Here is a 23805-nt window from a genome sequence, read left to right as displayed (position 1 = left end):
ACATCATGAAGCGCTCAATCACTCGCTTATTAATGGCGCCATCCGTCATCATGCTTTTGGTTTGGATGATTATTCCGTTATCCATGACCATTTATTTTTCCACCATACGGTACAACCTGCTGTACCCAGGCCAAAATAACTTCGTCGGCTGGATGAATTTTGAGTTCTTCATCACCGACCCAGGCTTTATCCCTGCGGTGTCCAATACGCTCATACTGCTGCTGTCCGTGTTGATCATCACCGTTGTGTTAGGCGTCATGCTGTCCGCCTTAATTGATAAGCCTTTTTTCGGACAAGGCATCGTTCGTGTGTTGCTTATCTCGCCTTTCTTTATCATGCCCACGGTCAACGCCTTGATCTGGAAAAACATGATGATGAACCCGGTTTATGGGATTTTCGCTTGGATATCGCAATCCTTAGGACTGGAGCCCATCGACTGGCTGTCCAGCTACCCCTTAATGTCCGTCATCATTATGGTCAGTTGGCAATGGCTTCCCTTTGCCATTCTGGTGTTTGTCACCGCACTGCAATCCCAAGACACCGAACAAAAAGAAGCCGCTCAAATGGACGGCGCGACCGGTTGGCATATTTTCCGCTATCTAACCATTCCTCACCTTGCGCGTCCTATTGCCGTAGTAATCATGATAGAAACCATCTTTCTATTGGCCGTGTTCGCAGAGATTTTTGTCTCGACTGGTGGTGGCCCGGGTTACGACAGTACCAACTTAGCCTATCTGATATACAACCAAGCGCTTCTCCAATATGACGTTGGTGTCGCTTCAGCAGGCGGTTTATTTGCGGTCATACTCGCCAATATTGTGGCCTTTTTCTTAATTCGTGCCGTTGGCAAAAACCTAACGGTGTGAGGTGAATACGATGACTCTTAATCAACAACGCAAACTCAAAATCATTCTGACTGGCTTATTCGCTTGGACAGTGGCATTGGTGCTATTTTTTCCTATTTTCTGGATGTTTATCACCTCCTTTAAAACTGAACTGCAAGCCATCTCGGTGCCGCCACAGCTGTTTTTTGAACCGACTTTAGACAACTTTAAAGTCGTTCAAGAACGCAGTGATTACCTTCATCATGCTTGGAACTCGGTGGTGACCTCATTTGGTTCCACCATTATTGCCTTGATCATTGCCATTCCGGCGGCGTACTCCATGGCCTTTTTCCCTGGTAAACGCACCAAGGACATTTTGTTGTGGATGCTCTCGACCAAAATGTTGCCCGCAGTTGGCGTCTTGGTGCCGATTTACATTTTATGTCGCGATTATGGGCTGTTGGATTCCAAAACGGCATTGGTGATCATTTTCACCCTGATGAATCTGCCTATTATTGTCTGGATGCTGTTTTCCTACTTCAAAGACTTACCAAAAGAAATCCTCGAAGCCGCCAGAATGGACGGTGCAACCCCGTGGGACGAAGTGGTTAAAGTCGTGCTGCCACTGTCGGTTGGCGCCATTTCATCAACGGCTCTTTTGTCTATCGTGTTGTGCTGGAATGAAGCCTTTTGGTCATTGAACCTAACCGCCTCCGACGCCGCACCATTAACCGCGATGATCGCCTCTTACTCCAGCCCTGAAGGTTTATTCTGGGCAAAATTATCCGCCGCCTCCACGCTGGCTTGCGCACCAATCGTTATTTTCGGTTGGTTCTGTCAAAAGCAACTAGTACAAGGCCTGACTTTCGGCGCCGTAAAATAATTATTAGGAAATTTTTATGTCTTATTTAACGATTACAGATCTACAAAAACATTACGACAATTATCACGCCCTTCGCGGTATCAACCTCACCATTACCGAAGGGGAATTTGTGGTGTTTGTTGGGCCTTCTGGCTGCGGTAAATCCACCTTGTTACGCACCATTGCCGGGCTTGAATCCAGCACTGGCGGTAGCATTGACCTAGATGGCAGAGAAATCACCGAGCTTGCGTCGTCAAAGCGCGATCTGGCGATGGTGTTCCAATCTTATGCCTTGTATCCACACATGACGGTGGCGGACAACCTGTCTTTTGCGCTGCGCCTTGCGAAGGTGTCGGATGCAGAGATCAAAGAGAAAGTGCGTTCCGTCTCGGCTTCCTTGCAGCTGGATGAGTTATTAGAGCGTAAGCCAAAAGAGCTGTCCGGTGGCCAACGTCAACGCGTCGCCATTGGCCGCGCGATTGTGCGTCAACCTAAAGTCTTCTTGTTCGATGAACCGCTGTCCAACTTGGACGCGGCGCTGCGCGTACAGATGCGTTTAGAGCTGGCTCGCCTGCACAAAAAACTGGGCACCACGATGATTTACGTGACCCACGATCAAGTAGAAGCCATGACCTTGGCGGACCGCGTGGTAATTTTGAACGCCGGTCAAATAGAACAAGTCGGCACGCCATTAGAGCTTTATCGTCAGCCTAATAACCGCTTTGTCGCAGAGTTTATTGGTACGCCAAAAATGAACCTTATTAAGGCCAATAAAATTGTTCGCCAAGAAGATAACTTTGCCATCGACCTGCTCGGGCAATCCATCTTGTTCCCCGCGAATCGCTTAAAAGGCCCATTGCCTGAGTCCGTTATTGTCGGCATTCGCCCTGAACACATGACGCTTGTAAAAGACGGCGGCGACCTTACAGGTCGGATTGAATTAGTCGAGCATTTAGGCTCCGAAGCTTACGCACACCTGCAGTTGTCTAATGATCAAACCATTATCATCAAGGCACCCGCTCGAACAGAGCTTAAAGACGGACAAGAAGTCAGCATCCAAATTGATACTTCCGAAGTCATTTTATTCAACGAGAATGATCGTGTCATTTCCGTTATTCCAGAGGAAGCCTAGCATGAGCAACTATTTACACGCCTCGTTAAACAGTGAACAGCTGTCTGTACAGGATTACAACAAAAACACCATTCAAGCTGGCGTCATTCATTTGGGTGTTGGTGCGTTTCATCGCGCTCATCAAGCCGTGTATTTTGACCGACTTTTAAGCCACGACACACAGCGTCATTGGGGCATTACGGGCGTCAATATACGACCACAAGATAGCCAGCATTTTACTCGCTTCATGCAACAGCAAGGCGAATACGTCCTAAAAACCATGGCGGCTGATGGCGAAACGCACTACGAGCACATTCGTTCTATCGTACAACAAATTGACGGCGCCCAAACGCCCGAAGCAGTCGATGCGCTGATGGCGGATGAACGTACCCAGCTGGTGACATCAACGGTCACTGAAGGCGGCTACTATCTGGACGAAAACCGTCGTTTAATGCTTGAACACCCTGCTATTAAAGCGGATGTGGAAGGGAGTCGTAACACGCTTTACGCCTTTTTATACGCAGGTCTAAAGCAGCGCAGCCAAGTATCCAATGCAAAAATCACCCTTTTATGCTGTGACAACCTGCGCCATAACGGCGAATTGCTAAACACCGGGCTGCTGCAATTTTTGGCCGCCAAGCAAGATGAAGCCTTAATCAAATGGGTTGAGCAGCATGTTTCTTTTCCTTGCTCAATGGTAGACAGAATCACACCAAAACCCAGCCAACAACACGTTGACGATGTGCGCACTCGCTTTGGTATTGATGATGAAATGACCGTGATGGGCGAAGATTTTATTCAATGGGTAGTAGAAGACAATTTTGCAGGGCAAAAACCCGCTCTTGATCTGGTTGGCGTGCAGTTTGTCGATAAAGTCGACCCCTTTGAAGAAGCCAAAATTCGCATCCTAAACGCAGGCCACACTTGTGTTACCTACCAAGCGGCGTTAAAAGGGCTCACCTATTTTGATGAAGCCATGCGCGATAACGCATTAAAGCAGTATTTCACCGACTTTATCTTGCAAGATTCGATTCCTGCTATCGGTGATTCTGTGGTGGATCTACCCGCGTATTTCGAAGTCATCGCACAACGCTTTAGTAACGCCAACATTGGCGACACCATCGAACGGATTTGCACCGATGGCTACGCTAAATTCCCAATATTTGTGTTTCCAACCTTAGAAGGCTGCTATAAAAAAGGCCGGACACCTAGCAAAACCATTCAAGGCATTGCCAGCTGGTTCACCTTTATACAGCTATCGGATCAAGGCAAGCTTAGCACGCCTTATCATGAGCCAAACAAAGCCTCACTGGCCGCATTCAGTAATGATGATGCGGGGATTCAGGCTTTTGTCACCGATCGTTTTTTGTGGGGCAATCTGCCAACAGAATACCCAGATTTTGTGACACAGCTCACGAGCGCCATTCAAACCAATATGGCAACGTATGCTTAGATATATGTATGCTTAGATATATGTATGCTTAGATATATGTATGCTTAGATATATGTATGCTTAGATAGTTTAGATGTATGTATGCTTAGATAGCGACAATCAGCTTCAAGCAGACAAGGCGGCAAGCCTTGCCTTCTTGAAGCGGTTATCCATAATAAATACATGGCAAAAATGGTGACATTATAAGCGCCAAAAAATACGGCTTGAGCGAGAAAATTATGCTAAATACCGTCAAACGCATCACCCCCGAATACGAAATTGTCGAAGACAATGAAACCATTCGTTATTTAGAGCACGGTCATCCAAGCGATCTTATTCGCTGGCATGCCCACGACGACTATGAATTGCACTTTATCGTGGCAACGTCCGGAAAAGTGTTTGTCGGCGACTACATTGGTAATTACGCACCAGGTCAATTGATCTTAACCGGCCCTCGGCTGCCACATAATTGGATTTGCCAAAACGATCAAGAAGATATCCCGCTAAGAGACATGGTGATACGGTTTGACCACGAGTCTTTTTCCAATGGTATGAAGATCATTCCAGAATTGGCCGAAATTTTACCCATGCTTGCTAGAGCAAAATCCGGTATTGAGTTTTTCGATTTAAACCATCAATACCTAGCCGATATTTTCCAAAAAGTACGGGATTCAAGCGGCTTATCAAGGTTGATTATTTCACTTCCGCTACTGCAAAAGCTGGCCCAAAGCCGAAGTTATCGTTTGCTGTCTACGGTACAGATTGATTTAAAATCAAACGAGACATTACAGCGCAAAATCAACACGGTTGTCGATTACGTGTCACAGAACTACAGCCAAGACATTACGCTTTCTAGCGTGGCAAGCTTGATTGGCATGTCGGATAGCCACTTTTCACGTTTTTTTAAAAAAGCCACAGGCAATCGTTTTATTGAATTTGTGAATCGCGTCCGCATTAGCCGAGCCTGCAGTTTGCTCACCGAAACCGACCAGCAAATCGCCACGATCTGCTTTCAAGTCGGCTTTAACAATGTGGCTAACTTTAACCGCCGCTTCCATGAACTCAAAGGCGTCACCCCTAGAGATTTTCGGACACAAAGCAATATTCATATCGAAGGCACCACCGCGCACTAGTGCCCTCATCCAATAGCCGTTTTTTAGTGCTACCAAGACGACTGTGCCAATTTATCGTTTAAGTCTTTTGTCGCCTGATACAGTGATTGATAAAGCGCGTATTTGTGCTGGTAATAAGCTTGTGTGGCGGCCTCTGGCTGATGAACCGCCAAGGCATCTGGCATGGTGCAATATTCTGCAATTAAAGCCTCAATCGCTTTTCCCTGACGCTGTTGTTCGCCCAATAACGCTAAACGGGCGGCTCCTAGCCCAGGCCCCACATCGCCACCATCACGGTAAATAAGACGCTTATTTAGCACATTGGCGATAATTTGACGCCATAACGCAGAACGTGCGCCACCGCCAATCAAAGACAACTCTTCCACCCTGCTTCCCGCGCTATCCAACGCATTTTGGCAATCCAATAAAGAGAAAGCCACACCCTCTAATACCGCCAAAGTCATGTCCTCAACACGAGTCGTATTGCTTAACCCAACAAACTGACCATTTGCCAAAGGGTCATTATGAGGCGTCCGTTCGCCACTTAAATAAGGCAAAAACAACACCCGCGTCGTATGATCAGGGCAATCATCGAGCGCCTCTAAGAGTTCCGCGACCGATTGACCGACTAATTTAGCAAACCAAGCAAGAGAGTTCGCCGCGCTTAATGTCACGCCCATTTGGTGCCAACGATTCGGCAACGCATGGCAAAACGCATGCACGGTATTTTCTGGGTTTGCTTTGTGAGATTCGCTCACCGTGAAATACACACCCGAGGTACCCAGTGAAATAAACCCTTGATTTGGGTTGGTAACGCCCATGCCCACTGCGCCGGCGGCGTTATCACCCGCGCCTGCCACTAAGGGTAACACCGGCAAAGACAACGCCTGTGCAACTTCTGGGGACAACTCACCAACCAGATCACACCCTTCGTAAAGCGTTGGCATATTGGCTTGTGTTAACCCTGTTGCGGCCAACAACGCATCATCCCATTGACGAGTTTGAGGGTTTAACCACAATGTTCCCGCCGCATCGGAGCAATCCGATGACATGGTGCCAGTGAGTCGATAGGCCAAATAGTCTTTAGGCAGCAACACAAACGCCAACTTAGCAAAAATGTCTGCTTCGTTGTCTTGTACCCAACGTATTTTGGGGGCGGTGAATCCCGGCATAAAAAGATTACCTGAACGCTCAATAAGCTCAGGAAATTGCGTCATCAAGGCTTCACACTGGGCTTGGCTTCGACCATCGTTCCACAGAATACAGGGACGTAACACCTGTCCATTTTGATCTAATAACGTCGCGCCGTGCATTTGCCCTGACAGGCCAATGGCTTTGACTTTGCTCAAATCAAGACGCTGATGTAGCAACTCAATCACCTCAAGACAAGCTTGCCACCAGGATTCAGGATCTTGCTCGGACCACGTTGCTTGAGGGCTGTTCACGGTTAACGGAGCAGACGCTTGCGCCACCACGCTGCCCTTGTCGTCAATTACCACACCTTTTAAACCAGAGGTTCCAAGATCAAGACCTAGATACATGTTATTGCTCATTTTGTCAGAAGATTATGTGGGAGGTTATTATTCACTTGGCATACTGGCGCCAATAAAACCCTGTCGTTTCATAGTCGAAATAATCAGCAGTTGAGTCAATATTTTTTTGAAAATAGGCCTTTTTAGTATAAAAAACGCATAAAAACCGTTAGCTTTACGCCTGAGGATGTCGCCACAAATTGAAGGTGTTACCATAGCCTACATAAAAGACACCATGCTGGTTCTCCATAGAAAAGGTAGAAGTACAATTAATGCAATGGCTTAATCATTTTTTTGTTACACAAGTCGACCCAAGTCATCTTGCAATGGGCCATTACAACATTTTATTAGTTGCCCTTTCTGTGTCATTAGCCGTCGCCGCGTCTTTTTTCGCCTTACATTTTGCCTCCATCGCACAGCACATTGTGATCGAAAAATACAAGAACATCGCCTTGGTGTCCGGCTCTTTTATCATGGCGGGCGGTATTTGGAGTATGCACTTTGTCGGCATGCTGGCATTCAACATGGGTCATGCGATTTCCTATGACCCCTTGTTAACGGCGTTATCTCTGCTGCCCAGCATTGTGGCGTCTTACATCACGCTAAAGCGACTGATTAAGCCAAACCTAACGCTTTGGGAACTGTTGGTAGGCGGTGTGTTAGTTGGCTCAGGCATTGGCGCTATGCACTATATTGGTATGGCCGCCATGCAAATGAGTGTTGATTTACGCTATGACCCTGTCTGGTTTGTGCTGTCTCTCGTCATTGCCGTGGTGCTCGCCTCAATCGCTCTGTCGACCCATTACTATGTCAAAAGATTATCCTTAGGACTCAGCCAAATATGGATCAACAGCATCAGCGCGTTGATCATGGGTATGGCGATTTCAGGAATGCACTATGCTGGCATGGCGGGAGCGCGCTTTATTTCCGATGGCCATACCCACATGGCCGACCTTGGCGATCGCTCTAATGGTTACTTCTCGTTTGTGGTCGCGACCATCACTTTATTACTGTCTATTTTGGCCGCTAACATCGCCTCTCAACTGCGTTACAGGCAACTACTGCAAGAAAAAACCGCCAGCGAAATACGCCTAAAAACCACCTTAGACACCGCTATTGACGCCATTATCAGCATTGACAGCAATGGCATGATCAAGGCGTTTAATAAAGCCGCAGAAACCCTATTTGGCTGGTCAGAAAAAGACATTATTGGCCGCTCTTTTCACCTGTTATTTCCCACTCATCATGCTGAGGCATTTAACACCGCCTTAACGCACTTTCGTAACACCAACGAAGTGACTTTTTCCGGCGCAGAGTACGAAATTGAAGCAGTCAACAAGAACGGCAAGGTGTTCCCGATTCGCCTTGGCGTCGGTTTGGTAGACATTCCGGGCAGTGAGACATTATTTGTTGGCTTTATTAGTGATATTTCAGCCAGAAAAACCATGGAAAAAGCCATCAAAGCCAGCGAAAAACAACTCAGCTCGCTGATCAAAAACATTCCCGGCGCCTCCTTTCGCTGTTTAATGGACGACGAATGGACAACGCTATTTGTCAGCGATGCCATTTACGATGTCGCCGGTTGGACCACTGAAGACTTCTATAACAATAGGATTTCTTTTGGCAAAATGATCCACCCAGAAGACAAAGACAAGGCGGCCCACACCGTCAAGGAAGCCACCAAAGAGCACAACACCTACAAGATAGAATATCGCCTAACACACAAAAATGGCCACTCTGTTTGGGTGCTCGAAAATGGCTCTGTCATTTATAACGAACAGGGCGAGCCGGAATGGATTGACGGGGTCATTCTAGACATCTCGCAACGCGTAAAAATAGAAGATGAACTGCGCCTAGCCAAAGCCAAAGCCGAGGCATCAGCCGAAAGCAAAGCGTCATTTTTAGCCAATATGAGCCACGAAATACGCACCCCAATGAACGCCATTATTGGCTTTTCTGATATTTTATTAGAATCAGACACCACAGATGAAAACAAAAAGCATTTAGCCACCATCAGTAAATCTGCACGTTCATTACTGCACCTTCTCAACGACATACTAGACAGCGCCAAATTAGAAAAAAACAAACTAGAACTCGACATACAACCCTTTATGCTCAGCAACATGGTCGATACTGTTATCTCAACATTATGGCTGCAAGCCAGAAATAAAGGCTTGGCTCTGCATTTTCACATCGCACAAAACGTGGCCACTTCTTACTGGGGGGCGGAAGACCGAATTCGTCAAGTGTTAATGAATATTTTGGGCAACGCCATCAAGTTTACCGAGCAAGGCAGCGTGACTCTCACCATTACCAAGCAAGACAACGAGCACTTACGCTTTGCGGTAAAAGACACGGGGATCGGCATCGCCGAGGAGCGCCTAACGCATATCTTCGACCCCTTTACCCAAGCCGATGCGTCCATGAGCCGTCGCTTTGGTGGCACAGGATTGGGAACCAGTATTTCCAAGCAATTGGTGACACTCATGGGCGGAGACATTCAGGTCAGTAGTGAGCTCGGCATTGGCAGTGATTTTTATTTTGATCTTCCCCTTATCGAATCCGATTTACCCGTTGACACTGCAACGCCACAACTGACGATCATTAAACCCAAGAAAATACTCATCGCAGACGACATTGAGCAAAACCTTACCTTGCTCACTTTATTATTAAAACGTCACGGCCATGCCATCTTTGTCGCCAAAGACGGCTTAGAAGCGGTTGAGCAATTTAAGTCTATACAGCCTGATTTAATTCTAATGGACATTCAAATGCCCAAAATGGACGGTTTAATGGCGACCCAAATCATTCGCCAGTATGAAAAAGAAAAGCAACTGTCGCACACTCCTATCATCGCCCTCACCGCTAACGTATTAATAGAAGACAAGCGCGACGCCCAACAAGCGGGCATGGACGGCTTTGCTAACAAACCGATCGATCTGCATAATTTAACCGCCGAAATGGCTCGAGTATTGACTGAAACATCGAATAATGTTGCTCAAAATCATTTAACGCAAGATCACTTAACACATGACGAAACGCCAGATTTACACAGTTTACCGCCGTCGCACTTAAAACAGTCACGCTTAAAATCGCCTCAGTCACGACAAAAGCACACACAAATCCACCTTGAAAAAGGCCTATTATTGTGGCGTGACTTGGCGGTTTATCTGTCTGAAATGGCCAAATTTTTGACCACAAATGTCAACCTAGTCGATGTCTTAACAAAGCATGTATTGACTCACGAATACCAACAGATCGGACTACTGGCCCACGCGATCAAAGGCACCTCAGGGAATCTGGCTTTACTCTCCATATCGAACACAATGGCCGCCATAGAAATGGCCGCCAGCGCGGAAGACGCAGAACAATGCCAAGCCAATATTCAAGCACTGCGACCCTTATTAGATTGTTTTTCAGAGGAGCTTGCGACTTTAATGCAAACCCATGCCACCGACGCCGAAACAGCCGAGGCGCCCTCGACACCACTCAACAAGGTGGAATTGCCACCGCTAATCGACGCACTCATTACCTCAGCCAGCTTAGGGGAAATTAACGATGAAACAATACAACAATTGATTAGGCATGTACCAAGCGAGATGAAAAAACAAGCAATCGACATCGGCGAAGCCATTGCAGATTTCAACTTTAACCTTGCTATCGAGCAACTCAACGACTTAACTCATCAACTCAAAACAAACAACTCAAAACAAACGACTCAACAGGAGATCAGTGAATGAGAATCGGCAACAAACCCGCGCCTCGCATTCTATTGGTTGATGATGAACCCACCAATTTAAGGGTCTTGCGGCAAGTTCTACAAACGGCTCACTATCGCCTGTCTTTCGCTCGCTCAGGTCAAGACGCATTGGCCTTGGTCGAAAAAGAATCCGTTGACCTGATATTGCTAGACATCATGATGCCACAAATGACCGGATTAGAAGTCTGTGAGCGACTCAAACAAAACCCCGCCACCGCTCATATTCCCGTGATTTTTGTCACCGCCCTCAAAGACAGCATTGATGAAGCCAAGGGCTTTGAAATAGGCGCCGTTGATTACATTATTAAACCCATCGTCCCTGCGGTGGTATTGGCTAGGGTCAAAACCCATTTATCCTTGATCCGATCCGACGAACTGCTCATCACCCACATCGACCTAATACAGCGACTTGGCCGCGCCGCCGAATACAAAGACAACGAGACCGGCATGCATGTACAGCGCATGAGCCGCTACTCGAAAGTCATCGCCTTGGCCTACGGCTTTTGTGAAGAGTCCGCTGACGATTTAATGATGGCCGCTCCCATGCATGACATCGGAAAAATCGGTATTGCAGACAACATTCTCTTAAAACCTGGCAAACTCACCGCAGACGAATACGAGATCATGAAAACCCATACCCAAATAGGCGGTGAAATTTTATCCAACCCTAGCTCCTACCTGATTGAGCTGGCCCATTCGGTTGCCATGACCCACCATGAAAAATGGGACGGCACAGGCTATCCAAATGGTTTAGCAGGCGAAAACATCCCGATTGAAGGCCGTATTGTGGCCCTAGCCGATGTGTTTGACGCGTTAACCAGCGAGCGCCCCTACAAAAAATCCTGGTCAACAGAAGAGGCTATTGATTACATTATGGCGCAAAGCGGCAAGCACTTTGACCCAGCATTGCCACCATTATTGCAGCAAGAATTGCCCAAGCTACTGCAAATCAAAGCGCAATTCGCAGAACAAACCAAACAATAAGCATGGTGACCAGTAGACTATTGAAAATCCTAAAATAGCCATTACTGATCAGTTATTCATGCCGACCAATGACACAAGACCTTTAATGGAAATCACTCTATGACCTCGCTAAGCAACACCGTTAACGCCATCTTACAAAATGAACACGTCATCGCTAAGCAACACCACATCGGAGTATTGCGAGTAACAGGGGTCGATGCCAAAAAGTTCTTACAAGGCCAAATCACCTGCGACATTCATAAACTCACCGCAGAAAATGGTCTATATGGCGCAATTTGCAGCGTAAAAGGACGTATTATCAGTAACTTTTACCTACTCCAAGATAACGCAGACATACTCATGCTGATGAGCAAAGACCTGCTCGATAGCACCTTGTCCCATTTGAAAAAATACGCCGTTTTTTTCAAAACTGAACTGTTTAATGACAAAGATCACTACCAAGTTTATGCCAAACTGACGCAAAGCGCTCTCGACCACGCGCCAGAGTCACTCGCGGAAAATCTCGCAGTGAGCCAAGACAAAGACACCGTTAAAATGACCCTATGCCAATACCCACTCACCATCGAATGGCTTATTGATCGCGCGGAAAATAGCGCCACTGCAGAGCACAATACGGCACTCGCGGGGCTTAGCATACTGTCGGCGCGCCCCCTCATTTCACTCGACCAAAGCGAACAAGTCTTGCCTCAATGGCTGAACATGCAACGCACAGGCGGCATCAGCTTCACCAAAGGTTGTTACACAGGGCAAGAAATTGTGGCGCGCATGCAGTATCGAGGAAAATCAAAGAAACAACTGGCCCTAGCAACATGGCAAGGTCAACCGAGCAACGCAGAAGACATTCTAGATGCGCAAGGTAAAAACATCGGACAGGTTCTTGATGTGAGTGCCGTAGAAGACACTTATTTTGCACAAATCATCTTAAACATTGAGCCAAGCGATGCTCAATCACTTCTGCTGGACAAGCAAGTCATTAGCCTACTTCCATTGCCCTATCAATTAGACACAAAAAAATAACGCAAGCCTCTCCGCTCGCCTAGAACAAGAGCACTCATTCGGAACAAGCGCATTCACTCAGAACAAGGGTATTTGCGCCTTTTGTTCTGCGTGAGCCATGTTATCGTCAACGCCTTTCAATGCCCATTGTATGGGCGTTTTGCCAAGCGTGGTTAAATAGTCATTGGCTTTTGAAAAATGCTGGCACCCCAAAAAGCCACGATAAGCCGACAAAGGCGATGGATGAACGCTTTCCAACACGCAATGTTGGTGACGATCAATATGGCGACCTTTTTTCTGCGCATAAGCGCCCCACAACATAAAAACAACGCCTTGGTGGTGCTGATTAATCAGCGCGATGATTTTATCAGTGAAGATCTCCCAGCCTTTGTTTTGATGAGAACCGGCTTTACCCGCCTCTACCGTCAACACACTGTTTAACAACAACACACCCTGCTCCGCCCATTGGCCCAGAAAACCATGTTGCGCCGGAACAATGCCTAAATCCATTTCAAGCTCTTTATAAATATTCACCAAAGACGGCGGCACTTTAATATTGGGCTTTACCGAAAACGACAAACCATGGGCTTGACCTTCGCCGTGATAAGGGTCTTGCCCCAGAATCACGACTTTTACCTGACTAAACGGCGTCGCGTTTAACGCCGCAAAATACTCAGGTTCAGCAGGGTATAAGGTTTTATGTTGTTGCTCTGATTGCAAGAATGCCTGTAACGCCAGCATGTAGTCTTGGGCAAATTCATCGGCTAAATAGTCTTGCCAATCTCCGGTTAATGTCATTACTTCGCTCACTTTATTAATCGCGCCAAGCCTTTCTCATGAAAAGGATTTAACCCGGGTGTTGCTTTAAATTCATCATAATGTTGTCGCAACAATGCCTCTTCAGGCGTCACTAAGTGCTTTAACAACAGCCAAGCCATTTCTCTTAGCCCGTAGGCTTTGACATACGTTTGAATCGCCTTTAACGATTCCACCTCAGGAAGGTCCGATCGATATGAGTGCAACAACAACGTCGTTTGCCTTGCGTCTAAATTGTGGGACTTAACCACCACCGCAAGGTCAAATAGCGGATCACCAACGCCAGCGTATTCCCAGTCAATAAGCCACAATTGTTCACTGTCCATTAAGATATTTTTAGGATTTAAATCGTTATGGCAAAGCACGGGCGCTAAAAACACGTCGGGCGGGGTTAATTGTCTAAAAAGAGCGCTAAGGTAGTCGTATTCCACCAGCAACGACGCGTTATCACCACAATGAAACAAAATGCCAGCCAAATAATGTTCAATCACATCGAACACATCATAGTGATGCTGTCCCATGGGTAAACTGTGCACCTGCACTAGCGCTTGTGCGAGACGTGGAATCTCTTTATCTTGATGAAAAACCGCCCAATCAAGAGAAGGTTGAGACACAAACTGACAGGCAAACGCACCTTGATCATCATGCCAAAGCACAGGCGGTGAAATACCCGCCCTAACCGCCGCCAACAAAACCGCATTTTCACTCGACCTATCTATACCAAAAGCGGACGCATCCGAACTCGGAATTCTAAGCACAAGGCGAGGAATTTGATGCCAGTGGATCAAATACACCTTGTTTGAAAAGCCGTCCTCTAATAAAGTAGTTTCAATCTCCGCCAGGGTAGGCAATATTCCTGCCATTTTAACGAAATACTCAGATAGTGTTGTCATTTTGCATCATTTTATTGCCAGAATTGTCAGTGGCTGTCAGAATGAACAACCGAACCATCCGAGTCAATAGACAACTTGAAGCAGATCAATGAATAAACACGAAGACATTATTCGTAAGATACAAGAACGACTGAGCACATTAAGCAAATCCGAACGTAAAGTTGCGGAAGCTATTCTTGCCGACCCTAAAACCACGATTCATTCCAGTATTGCGAAACTTGCCGCCAGAGCGGAAGTCAGTGAACCAACGGTAAACCGTTTTTGTCGCAGCCTTATCGGCAGTGGCTTTCCTGATTTTAAAGTATCGCTGGCCCAAAGCCTCGCCACAGGAACACCTTATGTGAACCTTAATGTCGAGCCAGACGATGCCCCAGGCGCCGTCACTGCCAAAATATTTGAAGCCGCGAAAAACAACCTAACTCGTGCTCAAGAGATTTTACCCGAAGCGCTCATCAGCCGAGCAGTCGATGTATTGGCTCAAGCACGTCGCATTGAGTTTTATGGACTTGGCGCCTCAGGCCCTGTCGCCAAAGACGCACACCATAAATTTTTCCGTTTGAACATGCCGGTTGTTGCCTACACCGACATTCTAGTACAACGTATGGCTGCCGCGGGTGCTCACGCTGGTGATGCTATCGTGATTATTTCCTATACAGGTCGAACCTTGCCATTGATCGAAACCGCACGAGTGGCAAGAGCAACAGGCGCCTCGGTAATTGGCATCACCAATCCAGATTCGCCCCTTACCGAACATTGCTCGATTGTATTGCCGATAGAAGAGACCGAAGATACCGATATCTATACGCCAATGAGTTCACGGATTGTGTATCTAACCTTGATTGACGCACTGGCAACCGGAGTGCTGTTAAAACGCGGCCCTGAATTCAATGCGCATCTTAAAAAGCTCAAACAAAGCATACAAGATACTCGCCTGCCTAAGATCGAAAATAAATAACCACTTCTGCTCTCAGCACTGGTAAAAAGCCAGACAGAAAAGCAAACACAAGGCGCATAACATGCGCCTTTTTCATTTCTTTCCATCAGCAAAACAAACACAGTCACGCAACAGACCAAGCATAGAAACAGAAAAAGAGAGAGAAAAGCGCGCCTCTCATCGCAAAATACGATTTTTTTGTAACTTTGTCAGAGAATTTTGAAAGAATATCCTTTCTCAGCAACCTAGAATCGGCGTAGGTCTTGAAAATATGTCAAATAGTGTCCATCTTCTTTACGAAAATTGGATTTCATTTACATCACAACTCAATGACTACTACACTGGTAACTCAACAGTGACAATTCAATAATGATAACAAGTCTCGGATGTCGCCTTTGATCAGCGTTTTCCATCAGCAAAGGATAGCAAGTGATCGTAATGCCAAAATAACACTTTTTTGGTTTATTGCTTAATATAGAAAAAAGACGTCATCCGAAAAATGTTAACGAGGGGACAATAACAATGATAGAAAACAGCCTTGCGATCAGCTTTACATTCTTAGCCTATCTAGTGGTTATGTTAGGCATTGGGCTATACGCCTATCGACGCACTTCCAGCTCCGAGGACTATTTTCTGGGTGGACGCTCTTTAGGCCCTTGGCCTACTGCCATATCGGCAGGCGCCTCAGACATGAGTGGTTGGTTATTACTCGGCTTACCAGGCTATGCGTTTGCCGCTGGTATGGAAGCCATCTGGATTGCTGGCGGCCTATTTGTCGGCACCTGGCTAAACTGGCTAATTTGCGCCAAACGTCTACGTACTTACAGCATTAAAACCGACAATGCACTGACGCTTCCAGATTTCCTATCCAAGCGCTTCAATGATAAATCCAAGCTTATTCAAACTATTTCAGCCGTTTTCATCCTGCTATTCTTCTTGTTTTACACCAGTTCAGGTTTAGTGGCTGGCGGCAAATTGTTTGAAACCGTATTTGGTTTAGACTACACCTACGCTGTCATTCTTGGCACTGTGTGCGTTGTATCTTACACCTTGTTTGGCGGCTTCCTCGCTGTGGCCTGGACAGACCTTATACAAGGCCTAATGATGAGTGCCGCCTTGGTGATCGTGCCACTTGTTGCAATTGAAGGCGGCTGGTCAGACCTTTCTGGTGCGCTAACCGCAAAAAACCCTGAGTTACTCAATATCTGGACCAGCGTTAGCGGCGAACCACTGAGCGCCATCGCCATCCTTTCTTTGGTAGCATGGGGACTGGGTTACTTTGGTCAACCGCATATCTTGGCCCGTTTTAAAGCGTCTCGTTCCAATAAAGGCATTAAAACAGCGCGTCGTATTGCCGTTATTTGGACCTTTATCTCTATGGCAGGCGCTTTGCTTGTCGGCCTAGTTGGGATGAACTACGTAGACATGAATATGGCTGGCAACCTAGCCGATCCAGAAAAAATCTTTATGATCTTGGTTAATGCCGTATTCCATCCTGTTATCGCCGGTATTTTGTTGGCCGCTATTCTTGCCGCCATCATGAGTACAGCGGATTCTCAATTACTAGTATCGTCCTCCGCGCTTGCAGAAGATTTTTACAAGCAATTGTTTAACAGAGAAGCCAGCCAACAACAAATCGTCAATGTTGGACGCTTTGCCGTTGTGGCGATTTCGATCATTGCATTAATACTTGCCCTGAACCCTGAAAGCTCCGTGCTTGGCTTGGTATCTTACGCTTGGGCTGGTTTTGGCGCGGCGTTCGGCCCAGCCATTCTCCTAAGCTTATTCTGGCGTAACATGAACCGCAACGGCGCTCTAGCGGGCATCATTGTCGGTGGTGTAACCGTAGTGGTATGGAAACAGTTAACCGGCGGCATTTTCGATTTATATGAAATTGTTCCTGGCTTTGTTTTCTCAACCATCGCCATTTTTGTATTCAGCCTAGCCACTGGCGCACCAGAAGAATCGGTTACAGAGTCTTTTGATGAATACGAAAAAGCGTTAGAGACTATGGACTAAGCCATAAAAAGCTAAGCGATAAGAAACAAGTCACCAAGTGACTAAACCATAAGCTCACTGAGTTCATGGTTAAAAGGCCCGAATCCACCCCGATTCGGGCCTTTTTTATACATTTTGACAAGACACCATGGATTTTTCACCACTCCCGCCACCCAACTCAAATAGCGAACGAAAGCAGCAAACCAGCAAACCAGCAAACCAGCAAACCAGCAAACCAGCAAACCAGCAAACCAGCAAACCAGCAAACCAGCAAACCAGCAAACCAGCAAACCAGCAAACCAGCAAAGGAAAACCTAAGAGCCGAAGAAAATACAAGAGTGCAAGAGTGCAAGAGTGCAAGAGTGCAAGAGTGCAAGAGTGCAAGAGTGCAAGAGTGCAAGAGTGCAAGAGTGCAAGAGTGCAAGAGTGCAAGAGTGGGTAAATTTTAGACAAAAAAATGGGGCTTGAAACAAGCCCCTAAACACCATTTACTAACAAGAATGTTAGTAGTCAGAGGAAAGGTTTAATCATTAAATAAACTACAAGCGCCTTGCTCAGCGCCGCTTACTAAAATACGTTGAGCGCTAAATAATTCACGCCCCATACCTTGATGAGAGTCGGTTAAATCTTGCTGAGCCGCTTCACGCTTATTCAGCTCTGCGTCTGAAATCAACAAAGACAATGTCCCTTCGATTGCATCCAAACGAATCAGGTCGCCATCTTGGATCTTAGCAATCAGACCGCCCGCCAAGGCTTCTGGCGTCAAATGAATCGCCGCAGGCACCTTACCAGACGCGCCAGACATACGACCATCCGTTACCAAAGCCACGCGATAACCTTGATCCTGCAAATTACCAAGATACGGCGTTAACTTATGCAGCTCAGGCATGCCAATCGCTTTAGGCCCTTGAAAACGCACAACCGCCACACAGTCTCGTTTCAATTCGCCACTTGCAATGGCATCCGCCAAGGCGTTTTGGCTATGAAAGACCACAGCGGGCGCTTCGATAATCTTATTTTCATCTTTCACCGCTGAGACTTTAATCACCGAACGGCCAAGATTACCTTTTAATAAAGACAGCCCACCTTCTTTGCTAAACGGATTATCAATAGGTCGAATAACGCTCATATCCAAGCTTTCAGATTGGCCATCGCGCCATACCAACTCATCACCTTCCAAGAAAGGTTCTTTGGTATAGTGCGTCAAACCTTTGCCCATGATGGTATTCACGTCTTCATGCACCAAGCCGCCTTTCAGCAACTGCTTCACCAAAAACGCCATACCACCAGCGGCATGAAAATGGTTAATATCCGCTTGGCCATTCGGATAAATTTTAGTCAACGATGGCACCACTTTAGACAGGGCTGAAAAATCATCCCACGTGATAATAATGCCAGCGGCACGAGCGTAAGCCACAATATGCATCGTATGGTTCGTTGAACCGCCAGTTGCCAACAACCCAACAATCGAGTTAACAATGCTGCGTTCATCGACTATTTCGTACAAAGGTCGGTAATCTCGTCCCAACGCCGTGATCTTAGTCGACAACTGGGAAGCATACTTGGTTAATGCGCCACGCAATGGATCATCAGGGTTAACAAAAGAAGAACCCGGCAGTTGTAAGCCCATTATTTCGACCAACAACTGATTCGAGTTCGCTGTACCATAAAACGTACACGTACCGGCACTGTGATAAGACGCTGCTTCGGCCTCAAGCAATTCTTCACGGGACGCTTGACCTTGGGCATAACGCTGACGAACCGCCGCTTTCGCCGCATTGGTAATCCCTGAACGCATAGGGCCAGCTGGAATAAACAAGGCGGGTAAGTGACCGAAACGCAATGCCGCAATCAGTAAACCAGGAACGATTTTGTCACAGATACCCAAATAAATGGCCGCATCAAACATATTATGAGAAAGCGCAATCGCCGCACCTTGTGCAATATTGTCACGGCTGAATAAACTCAGTTCCATGCCATCTTGACCTTGGGTAACACCATCGCACATAGCGGGAACACCGCCAGCGAATTGTGCCACAGAGCCCATTTCACGAATGGCAGAACGAATTTGATCAGGATAATGTTCGTAAGGTTGATGCGCGGACAGCATGTCGTTATAAGAAGACACAATACCAATATTCGCTTCTTCCATTAGCGTCAGTTTTTGCTTTTCTTGTGGTTGACATGCCGCGAAGCCATGCGCCAAGTTGCCGCAGGATAACTTTCCACGATGCGGCCCTTGCTCCTGCGCTTTTCGCATATCTTTAAGATATTGCTCGCGCAAGGTTTTGCTTCGTTCAATGATGTCGTTCGTTACCTTAGCAACAATCGGATTCATGCTTCTCTCCGTTTTTCATTCAGTTATTTTGACAGCCAGCCCGCTACCAAAATTTTATGTAATATTACTACATTTTGAATTAAATTCACGCCTTAAAGTGGAATAAAAACCATAAAAAGGCCTTTTTATGTAATTTATTTACATTTATGCTCAAAAAGTTTCGTTTTTAAGGTAAAATCCCCTAACACTTGTAATAGAATTCACAGCGTCTTTATATTAACGATCAATACTTGTTCAAAATATAGTCAGACAATAATGATTTTGTTACTAATCCTTGCTTAAAAAATAGCTTATGTAGTATTTTTACGTCAAAGAGCAATAATGAACGCTAAATGTTCTAAACTGAACACACAGCATTTTTCGCACTAAGTTAGAGGTGATTATGACAATTAAGGTAGCTATCAACGGATACGGACGCATTGGACGCAACACGCTTAGAGCGTTATACGAATCAGGTAAGCGTGACCAAATCCAAATTGTAGCGATTAATGATCTAGGCGATTCAAAAACCAACGCTCATTTAACAAAATATGACACGGTTCATGGCCGCTTTAGTGAAGAAGTCACCTTTGACGATGAAGCCTTGTACATCAACAAAGATAAAATCCGCACCTTCTCTGAACGCAACCCAGCAGACCTACCTTGGGCCGAACTGGGTGTAGACGTTGTTTATGAATGCACTGGCTTCTTTACAACCAAAGAAAAAGCCAGCGCTCACATTTCTGCTGGCGCTAAAAAAGTCATTATCTCTGCTCCTGGAAAAGACGTTGATGCCACCGTTGTGTATGGCGTCAACCAAAACGTCCTTACCTCAGCAATGACGGTTATTTCAAATGCGTCTTGTACAACTAACTGCCTAGCGCCAGTCGCCAAACCACTTAGCGACAAATTGGGCATTGAAAGCGGCTTAATGACAACAATACATGCTTACACCAACGATCAACGTCTATCTGACGTTTATCACGAAGATTTATATCGTGCTCGTGCTGCTGCACAAAACATGATCCCAAGCAAAACCGGCGCGGCCGCCGCTGTAGGTTTAGTCGTTCCTGAGCTTGCGGGTAAATTTGATGGCATGGCGGTACGCGTACCGACCATTAACGTATCCTTGGTTGATTTAACCTTCTTAGCGCCGCGTGAAACCAGCGTCGAAGAAGTCAACAAAATCATCGAAGACGCCATCAAGGCCGACGCAACACTTGCCGAAGTTTTACATATTAACTATGAGCCGTTGGTTTCTTCAGACTTTAACCACAGCGCATATACCTCTAACTTTGATGCGACCCAAACGCGCGTTCAAGGTAAGTTGGTCAAAATCATGGCTTGGTATGATAACGAGTGGGGATTTTCGAACCGAATGCTCGACAATACCATCGCGTTGATGGCCGCGAAATAATCAAAATACACGAAGGCTGCTGACGCGGCCTTCGTCGTCTCTTATACTCCATATCACGCTCTCAATCTTTGGTAAATAAAATGACTCGTAGAACTAAAATTGTTGCCACATTAGGCCCCGCTTCCAGCACCCCAGAAATGATTGAAAAATTGATTTTGGCTGGCGCTAACGTTTTCCGTTTAAACTTCTCTCATGGTCAGCCAGAAGACCACATTAACCGAGCAGAAGTGGTTCGTGCCATGGCGAAAAAGAACAACCGTCATGTGGCGATTCTTGGAGATCTACAAGGCCCTAAAATTCGTATTGCACGCTTCAAAAACACCAAAGTTGAACTAAAAGACGGTGCGACGTTTATTCTGGATGTTGGCTTTGACAAAAATAACGGTGACGAAACTCGCGTTGGTATTGACTACCCACAACTTGCAAGAGACTCTCAAGCAGGCAACATATTACTGCTTGATGACGGACGCGTTGTTCTTGAAGTACTAGAAGTGAAAGGGCAAGAAGTCATCACAAAAGTTATCGTTGGTGGCGCGCTTTCAAACAACAAAGGCATCAACCGCCAAGGTGGTGGACTGTCAGCGGCCGCCCTTACCGATAAAGACAGAGAAGATATTAAAACAGCGGCGGCGTTAAAAGCCGATTACTTAGCCGTCTCTTTCCCTCGTTGTGCTGACGATCTTCATGAAGCTCGCGCGCTAGCCGAAGCGGCTGGACTTAAAGCGGGTATCGTTTCTAAAGTAGAGCGCGCTGAAGCCGTTGCCGACAACGAAACACTGGATGCCATCATTCTTGCGTCTGACGCGGTCATGGTTGCTCGTGGTGACTTAGGTGTTGAAATTGGCGATGCAGAACTGATCGGCGTGCAAAAACACATGATCAAACGTTGCCGTCAGTTGAACCGCCCGGTGATTACCGCGACTCAAATGATGGAAACCATGATCACCAGCGCCATGCCAACTCGCGCTGAAGTATTTGACGTAGCCAACGCCGTACTAGATGGCACAGATGCCGTCATGCTGTCTGCTGAAACAGCCGCGGGCGCGTACCCTGAAGAAGTGATCAAAACCATGAACCGTGTTTGCTTGGGCGCTGAAAAGCAACCGGCAATCAACCGCTCTAAGCACCGTATCGATGTAACGTTCACTAGCGTTGATGAAACCATCGCCATGTCTGCCATGTATGCAGCTAACCACTTGGAAGGCGTAAAAGCGATTATCAGCTTGACCGAATCTGGCACCACGCCACTTCTTATGTCTCGCATCAGCTCAGGTTTGCCCATCTATGCCTTGTCGCCAAACCAAGCAACGCTAAATAAAGTCAACCTTTATCGCGGCGTAACGCCCGTAGCATTTTCATCTCAAGACTTCAACGTCGACACCATAGTTGCAGGCTTGGTTGAACACGTTAAAGCACTGGGTTTGATCAATGATGGCGACCTAGTGATTGTAACGAAAGGCGATCACCTAGTGAGCTACGGCACAACAAACATGATGAAAGTTGTGAAAGTCGGTGCTGTTGAGGAATAAGTCACAGTGAAAAGCATAACGCTACAGCAAAAAACCATCACGACCCCAGAGCGCAAAAACGTCGCTCTGGTGGCTCATGACAACATGAAACCCGCTCTTATCGAGTGGGCTGAAAAGCACAAAGAAAAGCTCATCAAACACAACCTAATGGCGACAGGTACAACCGGAAATTTAATGCATAAGCAACTAAATGTTCCGGTTCAGTCACTCATTAGCGGCCCTCTCGGTGGTGACCAACAGCTCGGAGGTCTCATCGCTGAGGGCAAAATTGATGTGTTGATCTTTTTTTGGGATCCCTTTGAGCCCATGCCGCACGACCCCGATATAAAAGCACTGCTAAGAGTCGCGGCGGTTTGGAACATCCCCATTGCTTGTAGCGTCTCATCGGCCAACTTTTTGGTCTCGTCGCCCTTATTTGAAAGCGAATTTGAGCGGCAAATACCCGATTATGAAAAATACCTTCAAGAGCGACTTTAAGTCGCTCTTTTTTCTTTCGCTTTTTATTCCCACACTTTCACCTTACCCGCCTTTTGGCCACGACATGTAAACCCCCATAGACTCACACAGCCCCTCCTCTTAAAAAGCCCTCACCATCATCGACAATCACCACGTACAATCACCACGTACAATCACGCTCAATGCTCGCTGTTTCTATCAAAATCGGCTATATTAGCCGCCAATTACGGTAAACGATCAATCCTCTAGACGGCATCAATCGTTCACCTGCTTTACTGACGACCTTCAGCGTATACGCCCCTCAGCACCACGTTGAACCACGCAATAGGAGAAAATATTTTGCACGCAGAAGTTGCCCTAATAATGGGCTCAAAAAGTGACTGGGCCACCATGGAAAGTGCCGCTGAAATCATGGACGAACTTGGCGTAAGCTATCACGTAGAAGTGGTTTCAGCCCACAGAACCCCTGTCAAACTTGCAGAATTTGCCGAAAGTGCCGCCGAAAAAGGCTTCAAAGTCATCATCGGAGGCGCAGGTGGTGCCGCACACTTACCCGGTATGGTTGCCGCACACACACACCTTCCCGTACTTGGCGTACCCGTTCAAAGCAAAGCCTTAAACGGCATGGACAGCTTACTTTCCATCGCACAAATGCCCAAAGGCGTTGCGGTTGGCACCCTAGCGATTGGCAATGCTGGCGCATTCAACGCAGGTTTACTTGCCTGCCAAATTCTAGCCACAAACAATACCGAACTGGCCAACAAAATCATCGCATTCAGAACCAAACAGACAGACACTGTTTTGGCAAACCCAGATCCTAGAGAGGCTTAAT

19 protein-coding genes are annotated in these 23805 nt (G+C 46.6%); 15 read left to right on the top strand and 4 right to left on the bottom strand.

The window, feature by feature from the left end; genetic code table 11:
- The first annotated feature begins 5 nt into the window (after positions 1-5).
- The 5 genes from J8N69_RS12030 to J8N69_RS12010 all read left to right on the top strand — a co-directional run bounded on the left by J8N69_RS12030 (position 6) and on the right by J8N69_RS12010 (position 5362).
- The gene (locus tag J8N69_RS12030) at positions 6-866 is read left to right on the top strand and encodes a carbohydrate ABC transporter permease (protein ID WP_168827193.1); all 861 of its coding nucleotides are present in this window, start codon (positions 6-8) and stop codon (positions 864-866) included.
- Between the two features lie 10 nt (positions 867-876).
- Positions 877-1707 (top strand): carbohydrate ABC transporter permease, encoded by an 831-nt coding sequence (locus J8N69_RS12025; protein ID WP_168827195.1) that lies wholly within the window; start codon positions 877-879, stop codon positions 1705-1707.
- Between the two features lie 16 nt (positions 1708-1723).
- Positions 1724-2818 (top strand): ABC transporter ATP-binding protein, encoded by a 1095-nt coding sequence (locus J8N69_RS12020; protein ID WP_168827197.1) that lies wholly within the window; start codon positions 1724-1726, stop codon positions 2816-2818.
- A 1-nt stretch (position 2819) separates the two neighbouring features.
- Complete coding sequence (locus tag J8N69_RS12015; protein WP_168827199.1) at positions 2820-4250, top strand: mannitol dehydrogenase family protein; 1431 nt, start codon at positions 2820-2822, stop codon at positions 4248-4250.
- Between the two features lie 218 nt (positions 4251-4468).
- Positions 4469-5362: an AraC family transcriptional regulator gene (locus J8N69_RS12010; RefSeq protein WP_168827201.1), complete on the top strand. Its 894-nt coding sequence runs from the start codon at positions 4469-4471 to the stop codon at positions 5360-5362.
- Positions 5363-5391: 29 nt separating this feature from the next.
- Here the strand turns inward: J8N69_RS12010 and xylB are convergent, their stop codons facing one another.
- Entirely contained in the window at positions 5392-6882 is a 1491-nt protein-coding gene (gene xylB, locus J8N69_RS12005) for a xylulokinase (RefSeq protein WP_168827203.1), read from the bottom strand.
- Between the two features lie 263 nt (positions 6883-7145).
- Here xylB and J8N69_RS12000 point away from each other — a divergent pair, with 263 nt between their 5' ends.
- The 3 genes from J8N69_RS12000 (at position 7146) to ygfZ (ending at position 12634) form a co-directional block, all read left to right on the top strand.
- Positions 7146-10613: an MHYT domain-containing protein gene (locus tag J8N69_RS12000; protein ID WP_168827205.1), complete on the top strand. Its 3468-nt coding sequence runs from the start codon at positions 7146-7148 to the stop codon at positions 10611-10613.
- A complete protein-coding gene (locus J8N69_RS11995; RefSeq protein ID WP_168827207.1) occupies positions 10610-11617 on the top strand; it encodes a response regulator in 1008 nt (335 codons plus the stop codon). The genes J8N69_RS12000 and J8N69_RS11995 overlap by 4 nt, the downstream gene beginning before the upstream one ends.
- 99 nt (positions 11618-11716) lie before the next feature.
- On the top strand, positions 11717-12634 hold the full coding sequence (gene ygfZ / locus J8N69_RS11990; RefSeq protein WP_168827209.1) for a CAF17-like 4Fe-4S cluster assembly/insertion protein YgfZ: 918 nt from the start codon (positions 11717-11719) through the stop codon (positions 12632-12634).
- 57 nt (positions 12635-12691) lie between these two features.
- Here ygfZ and ung read toward each other — a convergent pair whose 3' ends face one another.
- Positions 12692-13411, bottom strand: coding sequence for a uracil-DNA glycosylase (gene ung, locus J8N69_RS11985; RefSeq protein ID WP_168827211.1), 720 nt, complete (start codon positions 13409-13411; stop codon positions 12692-12694).
- 8 nt (positions 13412-13419) lie between these two features.
- Positions 13420-14322: a phosphotransferase gene (locus J8N69_RS11980; protein WP_168827213.1), complete on the bottom strand. Its 903-nt coding sequence runs from the start codon at positions 14320-14322 to the stop codon at positions 13420-13422.
- A gap of 88 nt (positions 14323-14410) precedes the next feature.
- Here J8N69_RS11980 and hexR point away from each other — a divergent pair, with 88 nt between their 5' ends.
- The 3 genes from hexR to J8N69_RS11965 all read left to right on the top strand — a co-directional run bounded on the left by hexR (position 14411) and on the right by J8N69_RS11965 (position 17696).
- On the top strand, positions 14411-15277 hold the full coding sequence (gene hexR, locus J8N69_RS11975; RefSeq protein WP_168827215.1) for a transcriptional regulator HexR: 867 nt from the start codon (positions 14411-14413) through the stop codon (positions 15275-15277).
- A gap of 501 nt (positions 15278-15778) precedes the next feature.
- Positions 15779-17275: a sodium/proline symporter PutP gene (gene putP, locus J8N69_RS11970; protein WP_168827216.1), complete on the top strand. Its 1497-nt coding sequence runs from the start codon at positions 15779-15781 to the stop codon at positions 17273-17275.
- A 127-nt stretch (positions 17276-17402) separates the two neighbouring features.
- The gene (locus J8N69_RS11965; protein ID WP_227803882.1) at positions 17403-17696 is read left to right on the top strand and encodes a hypothetical protein; all 294 of its coding nucleotides are present in this window, start codon (positions 17403-17405) and stop codon (positions 17694-17696) included.
- 81 nt (positions 17697-17777) lie between these two features.
- On the opposite strand, the gene edd is transcribed toward J8N69_RS11965, so the two are convergent.
- Positions 17778-19592: a phosphogluconate dehydratase gene (gene edd / locus J8N69_RS11960; RefSeq protein WP_168826820.1), complete on the bottom strand. Its 1815-nt coding sequence runs from the start codon at positions 19590-19592 to the stop codon at positions 17778-17780.
- A gap of 382 nt (positions 19593-19974) precedes the next feature.
- On the opposite strand from edd, the gene gap reads away from it, so the two are divergent.
- From gap to purE, 4 genes are all read left to right on the top strand, one after another.
- Entirely contained in the window at positions 19975-20988 is a 1014-nt protein-coding gene (gene gap / locus J8N69_RS11955; RefSeq protein WP_168826828.1) for a type I glyceraldehyde-3-phosphate dehydrogenase, read from the top strand.
- An 80-nt stretch (positions 20989-21068) separates the two neighbouring features.
- Positions 21069-22517 (top strand): pyruvate kinase, encoded by a 1449-nt coding sequence (gene pyk / locus J8N69_RS11950; protein WP_168826830.1) that lies wholly within the window; start codon positions 21069-21071, stop codon positions 22515-22517.
- Between the two features lie 6 nt (positions 22518-22523).
- On the top strand, positions 22524-22994 hold the full coding sequence (locus J8N69_RS11945; RefSeq protein WP_168826832.1) for a methylglyoxal synthase: 471 nt from the start codon (positions 22524-22526) through the stop codon (positions 22992-22994).
- A 318-nt stretch (positions 22995-23312) separates the two neighbouring features.
- Positions 23313-23804 carry a 5-(carboxyamino)imidazole ribonucleotide mutase gene (gene purE, locus J8N69_RS11940; RefSeq protein ID WP_168826834.1) on the top strand — a complete coding sequence of 164 codons (492 nt, stop codon included), beginning with the start codon at positions 23313-23315 and terminating at the stop codon, positions 23802-23804.
- Position 23805: the final 1 nt, after the last annotated feature.

It is taken from the genome of Marinomonas profundi, from assembly GCF_020694005.1.
Taxonomy (GTDB): Bacteria; Pseudomonadota; Gammaproteobacteria; order Pseudomonadales; family Marinomonadaceae; genus Marinomonas; species Marinomonas profundi.
The sequence above is the reverse complement of the archived record's forward strand: the minus strand, read 5'-3'. Positions and strand labels throughout refer to the sequence as shown.

What these genes read in the sequence shown, in the direction of transcription:
- J8N69_RS12015 (WP_168827199.1), top strand. Translation starts at nt 2,820, where the DNA reads ATGAGCAACTATTTACACGCCTCGTTAAACAGTGAACAGCTGTCTGTA.
- ung (WP_168827211.1), bottom strand. Translation starts at nt 13,411, where the DNA reads ATGACATTAACCGGAGATTGGCAAGACTATTTAGCCGATGAATTTGCC.
- J8N69_RS12025 (WP_168827195.1), top strand. Translation starts at nt 877, where the DNA reads ATGACTCTTAATCAACAACGCAAACTCAAAATCATTCTGACTGGCTTA.
- J8N69_RS12000 (WP_168827205.1), top strand. Translation starts at nt 7,146, where the DNA reads ATGCAATGGCTTAATCATTTTTTTGTTACACAAGTCGACCCAAGTCAT.
- J8N69_RS12020 (WP_168827197.1), top strand. Translation starts at nt 1,724, where the DNA reads ATGTCTTATTTAACGATTACAGATCTACAAAAACATTACGACAATTAT.
- J8N69_RS11965 (WP_227803882.1), top strand. Translation starts at nt 17,403, where the DNA reads ATGGATTTTTCACCACTCCCGCCACCCAACTCAAATAGCGAACGAAAG.
- edd (WP_168826820.1), bottom strand. Translation starts at nt 19,592, where the DNA reads ATGAATCCGATTGTTGCTAAGGTAACGAACGACATCATTGAACGAAGC.
- J8N69_RS12030 (WP_168827193.1), top strand. Translation starts at nt 6, where the DNA reads ATGAAGCGCTCAATCACTCGCTTATTAATGGCGCCATCCGTCATCATG.
- J8N69_RS12010 (WP_168827201.1), top strand. Translation starts at nt 4,469, where the DNA reads ATGCTAAATACCGTCAAACGCATCACCCCCGAATACGAAATTGTCGAA.
- pyk (WP_168826830.1), top strand. Translation starts at nt 21,069, where the DNA reads ATGACTCGTAGAACTAAAATTGTTGCCACATTAGGCCCCGCTTCCAGC.
- putP (WP_168827216.1), top strand. Translation starts at nt 15,779, where the DNA reads ATGATAGAAAACAGCCTTGCGATCAGCTTTACATTCTTAGCCTATCTA.
- hexR (WP_168827215.1), top strand. Translation starts at nt 14,411, where the DNA reads ATGAATAAACACGAAGACATTATTCGTAAGATACAAGAACGACTGAGC.
- gap (WP_168826828.1), top strand. Translation starts at nt 19,975, where the DNA reads ATGACAATTAAGGTAGCTATCAACGGATACGGACGCATTGGACGCAAC.
- ygfZ (WP_168827209.1), top strand. Translation starts at nt 11,717, where the DNA reads ATGACCTCGCTAAGCAACACCGTTAACGCCATCTTACAAAATGAACAC.
- J8N69_RS11980 (WP_168827213.1), bottom strand. Translation starts at nt 14,322, where the DNA reads ATGACAACACTATCTGAGTATTTCGTTAAAATGGCAGGAATATTGCCT.
- J8N69_RS11995 (WP_168827207.1), top strand. Translation starts at nt 10,610, where the DNA reads ATGAGAATCGGCAACAAACCCGCGCCTCGCATTCTATTGGTTGATGAT.
- xylB (WP_168827203.1), bottom strand. Translation starts at nt 6,882, where the DNA reads ATGTATCTAGGTCTTGATCTTGGAACCTCTGGTTTAAAAGGTGTGGTA.